Source organism: Prevotella sp. RM4, assembly GCF_000701965.1.
In the GTDB taxonomy this organism is placed as follows: Bacteria; Bacteroidota; Bacteroidia; order Bacteroidales; family Bacteroidaceae; genus Prevotella; species Prevotella ruminicola.
The window spans coordinates 70,528-86,295 of the sequence record NZ_JNKG01000008.1; the positions used below are offsets into that span (position 1 = coordinate 70,528).

The 15,768-nt window shown below is 49.0% G+C and carries 8 protein-coding genes; 4 read left to right on the forward strand and 4 right to left on the reverse strand.

Annotated elements, in window-relative coordinates:
* Positions 1 to 8: 8 nt before the first annotated feature.
* Positions 9 to 1,181 carry a DUF418 domain-containing protein gene (locus T499_RS0106470; protein ID WP_052173494.1) on the forward strand — a complete coding sequence of 391 codons (1,173 nt, stop codon included), beginning with the start codon at positions 9 to 11 and terminating at the stop codon, positions 1,179 to 1,181.
* 107 nt (positions 1,182 to 1,288) lie between these two features.
* Here the strand turns inward: T499_RS0106470 and T499_RS0106475 are convergent, their stop codons facing one another.
* Positions 1,289 to 2,188, reverse strand: coding sequence for a LytR/AlgR family response regulator transcription factor (locus T499_RS0106475; RefSeq protein ID WP_033150298.1), 900 nt, complete (start codon positions 2,186 to 2,188; stop codon positions 1,289 to 1,291).
* 206 nt (positions 2,189 to 2,394) lie between these two features.
* On the opposite strand from T499_RS0106475, the gene T499_RS0106480 reads away from it, so the two are divergent.
* Complete coding sequence (locus T499_RS0106480) at positions 2,395 to 4,764, forward strand: outer membrane beta-barrel protein (protein ID WP_084162938.1); 2,370 nt, start codon at positions 2,395 to 2,397, stop codon at positions 4,762 to 4,764.
* 118 nt (positions 4,765 to 4,882) lie between these two features.
* A complete protein-coding gene (locus T499_RS0106485) occupies positions 4,883 to 7,354 on the forward strand; it encodes a glycoside hydrolase family 3 N-terminal domain-containing protein (protein WP_033150300.1) in 2,472 nt (823 codons plus the stop codon).
* Here T499_RS0106485 and T499_RS0106490 read toward each other — a convergent pair.
* The 3 genes from T499_RS0106490 to T499_RS0106500 are packed head-to-tail and all read right to left on the reverse strand — an operon-like array spanning position 7,344 to position 15,031.
* The gene (locus T499_RS0106490) at positions 7,344 to 10,568 is read right to left on the reverse strand and encodes a GH92 family glycosyl hydrolase (protein WP_013064126.1); all 3,225 of its coding nucleotides are present in this window, start codon (positions 10,566 to 10,568) and stop codon (positions 7,344 to 7,346) included. The two genes, T499_RS0106485 and T499_RS0106490, sit on opposite strands and share 11 nt — an antisense overlap.
* Positions 10,569 to 10,580: 12 nt before the next feature.
* The gene (locus tag T499_RS0106495; protein WP_013064990.1) at positions 10,581 to 12,422 is read right to left on the reverse strand and encodes a sensor histidine kinase; all 1,842 of its coding nucleotides are present in this window, start codon (positions 12,420 to 12,422) and stop codon (positions 10,581 to 10,583) included.
* On the reverse strand, positions 12,419 to 15,031 hold the full coding sequence (locus T499_RS0106500; protein ID WP_033150301.1) for a GH92 family glycosyl hydrolase: 2,613 nt from the start codon (positions 15,029 to 15,031) through the stop codon (positions 12,419 to 12,421). Before T499_RS0106500 ends, T499_RS0106495 begins: the two co-directional genes overlap by 4 nt.
* Before the next feature lie 83 nt (positions 15,032 to 15,114).
* On the opposite strand from T499_RS0106500, the gene queC reads away from it, so the two are divergent.
* On the forward strand, positions 15,115 to 15,768 hold the full coding sequence (gene queC, locus T499_RS0106505) for a 7-cyano-7-deazaguanine synthase QueC (RefSeq protein WP_013063020.1): 654 nt from the start codon (positions 15,115 to 15,117) through the stop codon (positions 15,766 to 15,768).

The window sequence follows — 15,768 nt, forward strand, 5'->3', positions numbered from 1 at the left end:
TAAAGACTATGTATCAATCTCGTCATCTGGCAAACACTCGAATCGATGTGGCTGATGCTCTGAGAGGCATCGCTGTAGCCGGCATTATCCTGTATCACTCGGTGGAACACTTTAATATCTTTACGCAGGAGCCGATAACCCATACGCTGGCGACTGACCAGATGGTGGCCGATGTACTGGCTTGGCTGCTGTCTGGTAAAATGTACGGCATCTTTGCTATGCTCTTTGGCTTGAGTTTCTTCATCATGAACGATAATCAGCAGCAGAAAGGCAATAATTTCTCTGGGCGCTTTGCTTGGCGCATGTGTCTGTTGTTTCTCTTCGGCATCATTAATGTGGCTTTCTACGATGGCGACATTCTGATGCTTTATGCCTGTTATGGTCTGCTGCTCATCCCAATCAGTTATCTGCCGTCGAAGTGGGTGTGGTGTATTATAGCCTTATTAGCCATCCAGCCTGTAGAACTCTTCTGCCTGCTGACAGGCACCACCATCGACCACAGCACCTTGTGGGAAGTGTACAGCAAGATTAACAGTGCCCATGAGCATGGTACATTCTGGGAGAATACCCTTACCAACCTGCGATATGGATTTGAGGTGAATTTCCGCTTCAATATCTTCAGCGGGCGACTGACCCAGCTGCTGTGCCTGTTTATTTTAGGTATGCAGTTGGGCCGCCAGCGTATGTTTTATAACGAAGGGCGTAATTTGCAGATATGGCATCAACTGTTATGGCGATCGGCGTTGGTGGTGGTTGTGCTGAGTATTGTGGATTTTAGCGAGATAGCCTCGTGGCTTAACCCTATCTACAATCTGATGATATTGATGATGATTGTGTCGGCCATCGTTTCGGCATGGTATGCTTCAGAGGGCGTGCGCAAGGTGTTGCATCATTTGTGTATTTTCGGACGTATGAGTCTTACCAACTATCTGCTCCAGTCCATCATCGGCTGTGCTATCTTCTGCGGCTATGGCCTAGCTTGCTATCGCCATTTAGGTGTTACCTATGCTGTGATGGTAGGATGTGGCATGGTTGTTTGTCAGTATCTCTTTGCCAGATATTGGTTCTCCAATCATCCTCGCGGTCCGTTAGAGGGGCTCTGGAGAAAACTGACATGGATGAGGTTGTGGCTGCTGACGGATGTTTTACCAACCGTTCCGACCTTTCACTGCAGTATATGATCGACCATGGGTTACGTGGCCGTTCCGACATTCCCAATCCCTTCCATCCGGGAAGCACTTACGATAATTCCCAGGCTTCTCGCATCGTGCCTGATGCTGTCAAGACATTAGAGAGGCTGGGCTATCTGTATCGCAGCTCTAACTTGTGCCATATTGCTGCGCGAAACGGGGAGTGATTCGTGACAATGCTTGATGAGCAGCTGGGTAGTGCCAGAATGTGAGATAATCTGCTCTACCTGACCTAGGTTGACCATGAAAGCGCGGTGGCAACGGACTATCATTGGATAGGACTCAAGCGTTTCCTCCATGAGTTTCATCGTGGCGCGAAGCATGTCGGTATGTACCTGATTGTTGCGCAGATGACTGACCCTGACGTAATTGCCCACAGCCTCTATATATAATAGGTCGGAAATCTGTAACGTCACCGATTCGTTAGTGGTACCAGTGAGTGTGAGCTCTTGCGGTTGAGAATTCTCAACGGAGTGTTCTGCTTCGTTCGGCAATGATTGTTCGGGCTCCTGCATCTTCTTCAATTCCTCGTTCAGCAGCCGCGTATCTTCCAGTTCTATCGCTAAATATTTGCTACGGTACTTGAAGCGCCAATAGAGTCCGATGGCGAACGAGCAGAAGGCAATGATGGCAAGGGTTTCAAGGAAATTGACAACTGAAAGCTGGTTGCCTGCATCATGTTCGTTCAGCACGAAATGGCGATAGAGGCAGATGCTCAATGCCACGAGCGGTGTATTGATAAGTTGAAATATGAGGTTGCGGCGGATGATGTATTCGGCGCCTTTCTTGAATGACCTCGGCATCTTGACAACATATTTCAGGATGATGTCCGTCATCATACAGATGAGGAAGCCAATCACTCCCAACACTATCAGATGTGCATATCCCTGCCATTGCCAATCCGACATCCAGAAAGGCTTGAACACTGCCAGTGCCACTACTGTAAACGTAGTGCTGATAATTCTCGTTGTTATCGTTTCTTTGCGTCCTTGTTTCATACAAGCCGCAAAGATACAAAGAAGCGAGTAAAAAAACAAACAATTTCTCACATTTTTAAAAATTGTCGTACTCTCTGTTGCATTTCCATGCTGTTATCCCTGTTATTCGTCACAAAAAGTTGCAATTCGTCCCAAAATAGGGGAGGATTGCAACTTTTTAATAACTGTGTGACGTCAAACAGACAAAAAATAAATTGAATTGAAAAATGAAACAGATTAGTTTGAAAATGGTAGCTTTGATAGCTGCAATGATGATGTGTTTATCAGCCGAGGCTATGACCGAGGATGTAGGCGGACGAGTAATTGATGCGCAGGGTGAACCTTTGCCATTTGTGAGTGTGGCACTGCTTACGGCCGACTCTACTTATGTACAAGGTGCAACGAGCGATGTGGATGGTTTCTTCCAAATTAAGGTTTCTGAAACCTGTTGCATCCTGCGATTCTCGTATATCGGATATCGTACCAAGTATGTTGACGTAAAGGGAATGGAAATCGGTACCATCCAGATGGAGGAAGATCAGGCGATGCTCAGTGAGATAGTGGTGAAGGGCCAGATGCCTAAAACCAAACTGACAGGCAACTCGATGATTACCACCATTCAGGGTACTGTCTTGGGCAAGTCGGGTACTGCTCAGGAAATGCTGGCCAAGGTACCAGGTATGACGCTGAAAGGTGAAGACTTGGAGGTGCTGGGCAAGGGTACACCTATCTTTTATATTAACGGAAGAAAGATGCAGGATAAGGATGAACTGAAACGACTGCGTTCAGAAGAGATACAGAGCGTAGAGGTGATTACTAATCCTGGTGCGCAGTACGATGCCACCATTTCGGCTGTAGTACGTATCAAGACTATTCGCCGGGAGGGAGCTGGTTTTGGTTTCGACCTGATGGCTGCCAACAATCAGAACCTGACGTTCGGCTTCAGCGATCCCAGTAGCACGCTAAACCTGCGTTATCGTCACAACAATCTGGACCTGTTTGGTATGGTTAACTATTGGAAATGGGATAGTCCTAACGATCTGCGTATTACGCAATCTACCTTCCTTAAGACTGATGAAGGTATTAGGAATATTCTTCAAGATAGCTACATTCGCAATGACTGGCAGGGACAGGGCTTGAATTATAATTTCGGATTCAACTGGCAGATTAACGACAAGCACTCGCTGGGTGCCAGAGTGGAACGTCACAACCAGTTTAAAACGCATAATGATATGTGGGTGAATACAGAGAACAATCTTACTGGTCGCGACCTCTCGCATCAGGATGATCATACCCATTATCCATATAACTGGCAGAGCAATGCCTATTATAACGGTCTGGTGGGCAAACTGAACATCGACTTGAATGTAGATTTTACAACAGCTAAGGAAACTACCGACAACCAGATCGATGTGTATTTGCCTGAAGCCCAAACTATGCAGCAGAACTCGCATACATGGTCACGCCTCTGGGCTGCTAAACTGGTGTTGAGCTATCCTGTGTGGAAAGGACAGTTGCAGGCGGGAACAGAGATGAGTTTCGTGAAGCGACAGAGCAGTTCGGCTATCACAAATTACCCTCTCCCTTCTACTGATACGGATGTAAAAGAAAACAATGTGGCTGCTTTTGTGGCTTACAATGCCAACCTGGATAAATATGGTACCGTAAGCGCCGGACTGCGTTATGAGCATGTGGGTTTTGACTATATGGACAATCTGGATGCCAATAATAATATGACGCGCTATCAGGATGAGTTCTTCCCCAATATCACCTGGGCAAAGCAGTTTGGTGCTATCCAGACTTCGCTGAGCTATACTATGAAAACCGTTCGCCCGAACTATAGTGCACTGAGCGACCATATTTATTATCTGAATTCGTTTACCCTGCAACAAGGCGACTCGAAACTGAAGAATGCTACGATGCAGGAGGTGAGCATCAATGCCCGTTGGAAGTGGATCAACCTGTTTGCTGCCTACGAACGTCGCGACAACACTATCACTCAGGTACCAATGGCTTATAACAACGAAGGTATCATGCTACTGAAGCAGGCCAATCTGCTTGACCCCGTTCGCAATTTGGCCATCTTCCTGTCGGCCAATCCCACATGGGGCGTATATAGCCCAAGCTGGACTATCGGCGGGCAGAAGTTCTGGAACACGATGACGTTCGACGATCCTCGTAGTGATACAGGTAAGACGGATGTGACCTTCACTAAGCCTATCTTCTTCTTCGATCTGAATAACACCTTCCGCTTTAAGCACAGCTGGCAGTTGGAGGCCAATGCGAACATCCAGACCAAGGGCGATGTGCTGAACTTCCGTATGCTCTCACCCTCGTATAATGTTTGTTTTGTGGTACAGAAGTGCTGGCTGAAAAACGATGCTTTGTGCTTGCGTGCCAGCATCAGCGATGTGTTCCAGCGTAGCGTGCAGGATGTAGCACAGGACTGTGGTTTCTTCTACGGTGTGCAGAAAACACGAAGCCGTAGCCATCGTCTTGACATCTCTATCCGTTACACTTTCAATGCTCAGAAGAGTAAGTATAAGGGAACTGGTGCTGGTAAAGCCGAGCAGCAGCGCATGAGCAACAGCAACTGATATGGATTAATAAAATGAGCGAAACGCTATAAAGGTGTCTTAAAAATGGCAAAAAGGGATGGATATTAAAATGTTTTTACTATCTTTGCAGGCAGAATTCATTAACTCAACACAATTTATGAAGAAAACAATTTTATCGATTACAATGATTTGTGCTGCAACCATGATGCAAGCACAGAAGCCTGCCATCCCCCGTGATGCGGTGCTGGAGGCGAAGATTGAGAAGACTCTGGCTAAGATGACACTCGACGAGAAGATCGGTCAGATGCTGGAACTTAACCTCGACATTATTGGCAAGATGACTGTAGAGAATGCCAAGGTGGATCGTGAAAAGGTTCGTTCAGTGATGCAGCAGTATGGCAGATCGGAAGCAGAAATCAAGGATCTGCTGAAGATGACCGACCAGCAGATTATCGACAAGTTGGGTGGATTCCCAGTAGATATCTATCAGGGTGATACCAAGCGTGTTTGGAAACTGAACGAGCAGATGCTCGATACACTTATCTCTAAGTGGAAGGTGGGATCTATCCTGAATGCACCAGGCACGAAGGCTCCAACAGTAGCCCAGTGGCAGCAGTGGATTCAGCTGATTCAGAAAAAGTCGATGAAGTATCTGGGTATTCCTGATATCTATGGTCTGGATCACAACCACGGCGTAACCTATACTCAGGGTGGAACACTCTTCCCACAGCCCATCAACTTAGGTGCATCGTTCAATACCGAACTGGCTCGCAGAGGTGCTGAGATTACAGCTTACGAGAGTCGTGCAGCTAACTGTCCTTGGGTGTATAACCCAGTGGTTGACCTGAGTCGTGACCCACGTTGGCCTCGTGTATATGAGAGCTTTGGCGAAGATGCTATCGTAAACTCAAAGATGGTTACTGCTGAGATTAAGGGTTATCAGGGCGATGATAATAACCACATCGACCAGTATCACGTAGGTACCAGCACCAAACACTACTTTGCCTATGGTGCCCCCTGGACTGGAAAGGATCGTACTCCAGCCTACCTCTCGCCACAGATGATTCGCGAGAAGTATTTTGAGCCATTCAAGGCAGCTGCTTTGGCTGGTACACTCACCATGATGGTTAACTCGGCTTCAGTCAACGGCGTGCCTGTTCATGCCAGCTACGAGTATCTGACCAAGTGGCTGAAGGAAGACCTGCAGTGGGATGGATTCCTGGTTACCGACTGGGCTGATATCAACAATCTGTTCTCTCGTGAGCATGTAGCTAAGGATAAGAAAGATGCCATCCGCATTGCTATCAATGCTGGTATCGATATGTCGATGGATCCCTATAGCGTTGAGTTCTGTATCCTGCTGAAGGAGCTGGTACAGGAGGGTAAGGTGAAGATGAGTCGTATTGATGATGCTGTTCGCCGTATCCTGCGTGCCAAGTATCGTCTGGGCCTCTTCGAGAAGCCAAACACAGGTGGAAAGGGCTTTGAGAAGTTTGGTAGTGCTGAGTTTGCAGCCGCTTCGTTGAAGGCTGCTGAGGAGAGCGAGGTGCTGCTGAAGAACGAGGGCAATATTCTGCCTCTGGCAAAGGGTAAGAAGATTCTGTTGACTGGTCCTAACGCCAACCAGATGCGTTGTCTGCATGGTGGTTGGAGCTACACCTGGCAGGGTTCGAAGGCAGAGGAACTCTCAGAGAAGTACAACACCATCTACGAGGCTCTGTGTAATAAGTATGGTAAGGAGAACATCATTCTGGAGCAGGGTGTGACCTATAATGAGAATGGAGCTTACTATGATGAGAACGAGCCACAGATTGACAAGGCTGTAGCCGCTGCCGACAAGGCCGATGTGATTATCGCTTGTATCGGTGAGAACTCATATACCGAGACACCTGGTAACCTGAACGACCTGTGGCTGTCGGCAAATCAGCGCAACCTGGTAAAGGCACTCGCCAAGACTGGCAAGCCCATCGTCATGGTGCTGAACGAGGGTCGTCCTCGTCTGATTGCTGATATCGAGCCATTGGCTAAGGCTGTGGTAGATATCCTGATTCCTGGTAACTACGGTGGCGACGCGCTGGCTAACCTGTTGGCTGGCGATGCTAACTTCTCGGCAAAGATGCCTTACACCTATCCTCGCGAGATTAACTCGCTGAACACCTATGATTATAAGGTATCAGAAGAGGTGGGCACCATGGCTGGCGCTTACAACTACGATGCAAAGGTAAGTTTGCAGTGGCCCTTCGGCTATGGCATCAGCTACACCACCTACGAGTACAGCAACCTGAAGGTTGACAAGAAGCAGTTTACTGCCGCTGATGTGCTGACAGTAAGCGTAGATGTAAAGAACACTGGCGCCAAGGCTGGTAAGGAGGCTATTCTGCTTTACAGCAGCGATCTGGTTGCATCTATCGTACCTGACAACAAGCGTCTGCGCGACTTCACTAAGATTGAGTTGCAGCCAGGCGAGGTAAAGACTGTTACCTTCCAGTTGCCTGCCAAGAACTTAGCCTTTGTAGGCGCCGATGGTAAGTGGACCCTTGAGGAGGGCGACTTTATCCTTAAGGTTGGCAACCAGACCGTAGGTACTGCTTGCACACAGACAAAGATCTGGGACGAGCCTAATATTTAATCTCGTCCTGAGTAATATAGTTCCGATTAAGGGGCAGGGAGTTTGGCGTTATCGTAAACTTCCTGCCTTTTTCCATGTTCAGTGTTACCTTCTGGAATCTGGGGGCGGCTAACATATAACGATCGGTAGCCGGACAAACAGGATAGAATCCGATAGAACCAAACACATACCAAGCCGACATCTGACCAGCATCGTCGTTACCCGACAAGCCGCCTGGGGTATCGTTATACTCTGTATCAAGGATATGGGCTACACGCTCGATGGTCTTTTCGCGCTTGTCGATAAAGTCGTAAAGCCAGGCTATCTGATGACAAGGCTCGTTGCCGTGCCAGTAGCGACCTTCTGAGAAGAGTGAGTCGAGCTTGGCCTCGAACTTCTCCTTGCCACCAAGCACATCGATGAGGCCTTCTACATTCTGTGGTACATACCAGGTATAGTGACAGGTTGCCCCCTCGGTAATGTACGACTTGCGATGGATAAAGTCGGTGTTGTTCTCAAACTTTCCGTTCTGATGGCGACCGTCGCAATAGCCTGTCTTGGGATTGATCACGTTGCGCCAGTTTTCCGAGCGACGCATCAGTTCCTTGTAATCCTGCTCCTTACCCAAAGCCTTAGCCAACTGGGCTACAGCAAAATCGTCGAACGCATATTCAAGGGTTCGTGAGGTCTGCTCATCCTGGTGGAAAGCCTCTTTCACACCATCCTCCAAGGGGATATAACCGTATTTCAGGTACGAGGTGAGGGCTCTGCGACCCATGCCGTTCTTGTAGTCGTTGAAGTTGGCAGGTGTTTCAAACGCATTCTTACGCATGGCCTCGTAGGCTTTTTCGTAGTCGAAGTTCCTGATACCTTTGATATAGGCATCGGCCAGTACAGCGCTACAATGGTCGCCAATCATAGCGGCGGTATATGAGTTCCAGCAGGGGAATATGGGTAGCCAACCGCCTTCGGTGTACATGGTTACCAGCGATTGCATCATGTCTGCCGCCTTATCGGGTGCTATCAGCGTATAGAGCGGGTGCAGGGCACGATAGGTGTCCCACATCGAGAAGTCGCCGTAATAGGTAGGGTGATGGGTGGCAGGTGATGGGTGTTGGATGCTACCATCAGCAAACTTGGGATAAGCGCCATCCACATCGCTCATCTCGCGGGGGAGGAACGAGCAGCGATAGAGGGCACCATAAAACTGATTGATGCGTGCTGTGTTGCTATCCTCTACATCGATGGTATGCAAGCGGTCGATCCATTGCTGGGCTGTTTGCGCCATTATGGTTTCAAAGTCGAAAGCTTCTACTTCTGTAGCGAAGTTTTTCTCGGCGCCTTGTTGGTTGGTAAACGAGGTGGCGGCCTTCAGGATGATGGGCTGATAGGCTTTGCCCTCGAAGGTAAACCAGGCGCAAAGGCTATCTACACCACAGTCCTTTATTTCATCGTAAGCCTTTAGCAGATAGTGCCCATCGAAGCCAGCCTGCTCGCCCCAACCTTGATAAATACGATGCACAGGGTTGCGGCCATAGATAGTCTTCGTCTGCGGGTCAATCTGCAGATAGCCCACCTTCTCGTCGCTATTATGATTCAGTACGATGTGTACTGGTCCGTCCTGCTCAGGTGTGATGCGGAAGATGGCTGCATGGCTGCTACCTGTCATCTCTATCTTCAGATGTTCCTTGGGCAGACGTACGGCATAGTAATGGGGATGCGATATCTCTTGCTGATGCGAGAATGGGGTGGCGCGTTGTTCGGGCTTTAAACGAAGTTGACCGCTGAGAACGGCCAAAGTAAACGATCCATAATCCTGTGTGCAACCACCTACTATCCAATGACTGTTGCGAATACCCTGAAACAGCGAGTCGGTATAATAATAAGGTGCAATGCACTTCTGCTCAGTATCGCGGGTCTGGGGTGTCCAGAAGTTCTGTCCGTTGGGTACGAGTACTGCTGGCAGTGTTTGCCCGTGCTCTTCCGATCCTTTGCCAAACAATCCTGCAGTCTTAGTGTTGGCAGGCGCTGTGCCCACCATGGTGTTTAAGGCACATAGCTGGCGCAGATGCTCAAAGTGGTGCAGGCGGTCGGCTACCTGTTGCTTCAGCGCCTGCCAGTTCATAAAGCCTATCGAGTGCTCGTTATGCAGCAGTTGCACCTGCACGTCGCCCTGTGCATTCTTGTAGAATATCATCTGCAGGTTAGCCGCCATGGGCAGAATCTCGTCCATGTAGTTATAATGCTCGCCTCTGAACTTAATACCCATCAAAGAAAGCAGACGGTACAGGTTTGAGTCGTGTCCGAATCGCAAGTCGGCACCCACGCCGCCACGGGCGATGGCTGCATCAGCATCGGCCTCGATACGTTGCCAAAGCGAGATGGCGCTGCGGGCAGCTATGCCATTGTTCTCAATCACGTCGCCATGAACAATCGTCATGCTCTTATTGTTCTTCTCGTAAACAGCCTGAAATTCTTCGGCTGTAAAGATATCGTAGAGCGATACGTTCAGCTCAACATCCTGCATATCCGATGCGATGGTGTGTATCTCCATCAGCAACTTGGCTGGCTCTTTTATTTTCGAGGCATCTATGAACAGGGCTTTGATAAATCTGTCGGGCGAGATGGTGAGTGGCACGTTGGTGCTGTTCTCTAACGCTTTTTCCTCTGGCGAGGTATAGGCTATCCATGCCATATCTTCTTCGCGGGTGATAGGTGTAAGGTGTTGGGTGTTGGATAATAGTTTTAGTTCATCCACAAAATTCTCCATGCTCACCTTGCATCTGTTTACGGTACTGCTATGTGCCGTTAAGTGGGCATCGTTAGTAAACAGTTGGGGGAAGTTCTGGTACATTCTGCGGGCTATGCCACGATGCTGTCGGGCACCAAGTGTTGTAAGCTGTCCGCCGTTGCCTTTGGCGTTCTTCCATATTTTTTCCAGTCGCTTACGCACATCCTTACCTAACTTTGTCAGGTTCTTGGTGTCGGCAAAATGCTCGTTCACCCAGGTGTAACGTGCATCGTTGGTAAGCCAGCGTGAACCATGCCTGCCATAATGCGAAATGTAGAACGGCTCGTAACCAGCAGGGGCCGACTGTAACTGAGGCTTATCTGTACCCGTTTCGATGGGATAGGCATAATACACGCCGCCCCATTTCTCGTATTGTGCAAACACGGGGTTAGCTATCATGCATGCCAACCCTATCAACATCATTGTATATAGTACTTTCTTCATATCTTAATTATATCAGTATCTTAGTAGTTCAAAAATAAAACGTGCACCTTGCTTATAATCGGTGTCAACCCGCAGGTCGCCGCCCAATCGCAGGGCAACAGAGCGTGCTACAGTAAGTCCGATGCCAGTACCATCGGCAAACTCGTTCAGTTGTACAAACTCGTCAAAAATATGTTCGCTCTCATCAGCAGGAATGCCGATGCCTGTATCTTCTACGATAAAACGAACCAGACCATCGATAGCCTCGGCTTGGAGGCTGATGGTGCCCTCGTGTGTAAACTTTGCGGCATTCTCCAGCAGCTGTGCAAGAAGTCGTGAGGCATGCAACTTGTGGGTTAGCACACTAAGTGCATTGGTAGCTGCATCTATCTGTACTTTGAGCGTTACAGCAGCCTCTTTGTTTGTGGGGCGTGTGCGCTGTTCGATGCCAGAGTAACTAATAGCCTGAGCCACAATGGTTTGAATGTCGGTGTGGTCCTCGCGTTCAATCTTTGCATCGCTGTGAATGTTGCTTATCATCAGCATGCGGTCTATCAGCTTGGTAATGCGGTCGGTATTCTCGGTTACCCGCTCCTGAATATCTTTCTTTTCCGTCTTAGGCAGATCCATTTCGGGCGAGGTGAGTACCTGGGTAAAGCCCGATACGATGTTAAGCGGCGTACGTATTTCGTGAGAGATATTACGGATAAACTCGCTTTTCATCTTTGATGATACTTCGGCTTTCTCGTTGGCTATGCGCAGTTTGTCGTTTATGCGCTTTAGTTTGATAGCTGTTCGCCAGCCAAACAGCATCAGTATCAGGAGTGCAACCACCACAGTAGCTGAGGCCAGCACGGTATAGAAGAACTTGGCGTGCTGCTGCTCTTCCTTGAGCTCATCTACTTGGAAGATGGTGTTCAACTCGTCGAGGTGTTGACGTGCTTCGTGACTGAACACCGAGTCTTTTTCCTGATACAGGCGCTGATAAATCTGTGCCGCGTCGTTCCCTCGTCCTAACTGCATCAGGGCCTGGGCTCTTATCTCGTCGTTATGATCGTCCTTTTCGTTGGTAATAAACTTTACGCTGTCGGTATAAAGGAGTGCGTTGGCTGCATCGCCTGCTGCCATATAGTAGCGGGCCTGCATTTTATAATAGTGGTGCAGACTGAGCGAGGTGTTAATCAGGTGGGCATGATGATGGGCGGTGTCAAGCGCCATTTGGGCATCATGAAGTCTGTTCAGTCCGATAAAGGCGGCAGCACGGGCCAGATAGCAGGCGTTATAGCATTCGCGAACATGTGGTTTCTTAACCTTGCCAACCTTGGTAAGCAGAAAGTGCATCCATTCGTTGGTTTCCTGCAGTTCCTGCTTGTATTGCTTGTTATAATCGTAGGCCTTGGCAATGCGGTAGTAGATGTTGCTGATAGAATTAAAGTCGTCCTCGTCCTTCATCAGTTCGGCATAGTGCTTCAGTGCCTCAACGGCAGGCTCAGTCTGTTTCATGTTCAGATAAATCACACCTATCTGTTTATAGGCCATCGCACGTCCTAACTTGTTGTCGCGCTCCTGGGCATCGCTCAGCATGCGCTGTGTTTCCTGCAATGCTGTCTGTAGTTTGCCTTGTGCACTCAGGGCGTTGGCTTTTAGTTGCCAGGTACGATAGTAGTTGTCCCACTCGTCATGCGAGCCGAACCACTCCATTTGAGCATTGGCCTCTTGGGCCAGCTGTTGGGTTTGCGATGAGTTCTTAAGTGCCACAATCTTCTGCCATCGCGCTTCACTCTCTTGTTTTACATCCGTAGCGCCGCCACGAACAGCATAGAGTGCAAAGCCCCATGTTAGCAGAGCGATAACTATTAATAGCCGTTTTGTCATTCCATACGCCAATTGATACCTAAAGGATTATTACGCATTTCGAGCACGAGAGGCAGATTGTGTTTCAGTGAGATACACATTTCTGTAAGATCGATATCAGCACGTACTTTTATTGTATCGTTTGTTGAGGCTGTTTTTCGCCAGGTAATACCATCGTAGATAAAGTAGCCTTTTTCCTGTAATGTTTTTAAGGCCTTCTGCGAGATAAAGGCAAACGTACCTTTGGCCTCGTAGATGGCACCATCGGCAGATGGCATCTCCCAGCAGAACCCGTTACCATTCTCTACCACAGCACGAGGTATCTTGTAAGTAGCTTCTTTGCAGGTAAATATTAAGGTGTCGGCCTGCCAGGCGTAGGCCCAAGGCCAGGTACGGTGCTGCTGGTTGAGTGTAAAGCTGATGTTGCCGCAGGGGGCGAGGGTAGCTTTTAAGTTGTTTCCAACTTGGAAACTGGTTGTTTCTGTCTTGGAAACACTTTGTTTCTTACTTGGAAATACTTTGTTTTCCCCTTCTACACGCTTCTTCGATACATAGAACACCAGCTCGCCACCTTGCATCAGGTCGGCGTGTTCCAATCGGGCATCGTTAAGCAGTTGGCCATTCAGGGTTACCTTCTCAAAGTGGGTGCCCTTGCCTTTCAGTACACCATGCAGTGTTTTGCCATTGGATAACTGCAGGGTCCATTCTGGTATCAGTGGGGCGTGCAGCAGATAGTAGCTCTGACCGGCATTGGGGTAGAGGCCCATCATGTGGAAGGCTAACCACGACGACATGGCACCGCTATCATCGTTGCCAGGCAGACCATCGGGCTTATCGTTATAGTTTTCGCTGATAATCTGGCGGACACGATCCGAAGTCAGGTCGGGTCTGCCAATCCAGTGATACAGACAAGGTGTAAGGAACGAGGGCTCGTTACCCACATTGTAACGCTTGCGATCAAAGAACATATCCAATCGCTTGCGGAAGGTGGCGGCGCCGCCACAAGCCTCTATCAGTCCTGGCACATCGTGAGGGATGCTGAGCGAATACTCGGCTGAAAGCGCCTCGTAGAAGAAAGTGCTCCACCAAGGCAGATACCAAGGTGCCACTTTGGTGATAGGGGTATAAGGTATGAGTGGATGATAAACCTTTGATTTGCCCCAGGGTACCGAATCGAGCCATTGGCCGTTGGCATCCTTGGGCATGATATAACCTTTCACATCGTCCCACTCATAGTCGGCACGCCACAGGTTCTTCCAGTTCTGCGACTGTTTCATATAACGGTCGTAAACATCCATGCGGCCTAAGCCTTTGGCCACCAGTGCAATGCAATAATCGTTGTAGGCATACTCAATGGTACGCGTGCCAGCACGATCGATTCCATAAGGCAGATAACCATATTTCAGGTATTCGTGCAGTCCACCACGACCATGTTTCTCGTGGTCGGCACCAGGATCCACTTCGGCATCCTTCAGCATGGCCTGTAGGGCGTAGTTATAATCAATGCCCTCTACACCTTTGGCAAAGGCGTCGGCAATCACCACCTCGGCATTCGAACCGCCTTGGGTGCGTCCGTTGCAATCGCCGCTGCGGGCATCGGGCATATAACCTTCGCGTTTATAGATGTTCAGCAGCGCATTGACGATGTCCGCCTCGCGCTTAGGGTCAATCAGGGTGATGAGTGGCGAACTGGAACGATAAGTATCCCAGATAGCATAGTAATCGTCGTAGTAAGGTTTCTCAGTCCACTTGGGGTTTTCGCCCGATTTGTCCACAGGCATAATCATGGTGTGATAAAGGGCTGTGTAGAACATGCGCTTATCAGCCTCTGTGCCTTTTATCTGGATACGACTCAGCAGTTGCTCCCAGCTGTTGCGCAGGGTGCTTAACTGGGTGTCGAAATTGTTATCAGGAATATTACGTTTGGCTTGCTGCTCGCTCACGTACGATATGCCTATCTTGATGTTTATTAGGGTATCGGTAAAAGCGATGGTATTTTCGCTCGCCTGCTTAAAAGCCTTATCTGTTACCAAGCAGAAGTACACCGTATAGGCGTCGCCATTGTTCCAACCGCCACGAACCCTTGTGTAGCCGCGTACCTCGTGATTGCTCACCACTTCTATCTCGCCACCAATAAACTGCTGTTGCTCGCGCTGGTCGGGGATAGGGCTCTTACCCAGGTAATGTGTGGCATCAATCAGCAACGAACCATTTGTAGGGTAGTGTATGCGATAAAAGGCGCAACGCTCCGAGGTGGTAATCTCTGTGCGGATACCATTCTCAAAGGTGGTGGCATAATAGCCCAGCGCAAACTCCTCGTTTGTGCGCTTCTGGGGTGTAACGCCTGGCTGTATCAGTATGTTACCATATTTCTGACCGCCGCCTGTGCCGCTCACGTGGGTTTGCGAAAAGCCTGTTACCACTTCGGGCATCTTGGCCCAACCGGCATTGGGCTTAACGGTGCAGTCGGGACCTGGTTTGCACATACCAAAAGGCATCGACGGACCAGGGAATGTTCTTCCCACACCTTCGCTACAAATACGTGGATCAACATATTGCCAAACGCCAGCCATACTCACCATCGAACACAGCAGCAAGCATACGGTTATCGAAATTGTTTTTAGTTTCATGCCGCAAAGATAAACAATTTTTCGTGTAATTCGTGTAATTCGTGTCTTTTTTTTCGTACCTTTGCATCCAAAATATTAAGAAGATGAAAGACAGTATCATCATTTTGAGCGGTGGTATGGATTCTACCACACTGCTCTACGACTATCAGGAGCGTATTGCGCTGGCCATATCATTCGATTATGGCAGTAATCATAATGCCAAGGAGATTCCCTTTGCCAAGTATCATTGCGAGCAGTTGGGCATCAAGCACCTGGTTATCCCCTTGAAGTTTATGGGAGAGTATTTCCGTAGCTCATTGCTGTCGGGTGATGAGGCTATCCCCGAGGGCCATTATGCCAGCGAGAATATGAAATCTACGGTGGTGCCTTTCCGTAATGGCATTATGCTGGCCGTTGCCACAGGTATGGCCGAGAGTAACGATCTGCAGTATGTGATGATGGCCAATCATGGTGGCGACCACACCATCTACCCCGATTGTCGCCCTGAGTTTGTTGATGCTTTCGATAAGACTGCCCAGGCTGGTACCTTTAATGGTGTGCGCTTGCTCTCGCCTTACTGCAATATGACCAAGGGTCAGATTGCTGCCCGTGGTAAGGAGTTGGGTATCGACTACAGCAAAACCTGGTCGTGCTATCGTGGTGGCGACAAGCATTGCGGCAAGTGCGGCACCTGTGTTGAGCGCAAGGAGGCCTTGGCCGATGCTGGTATCGACGATCCTACAGAATACGAAGATTAA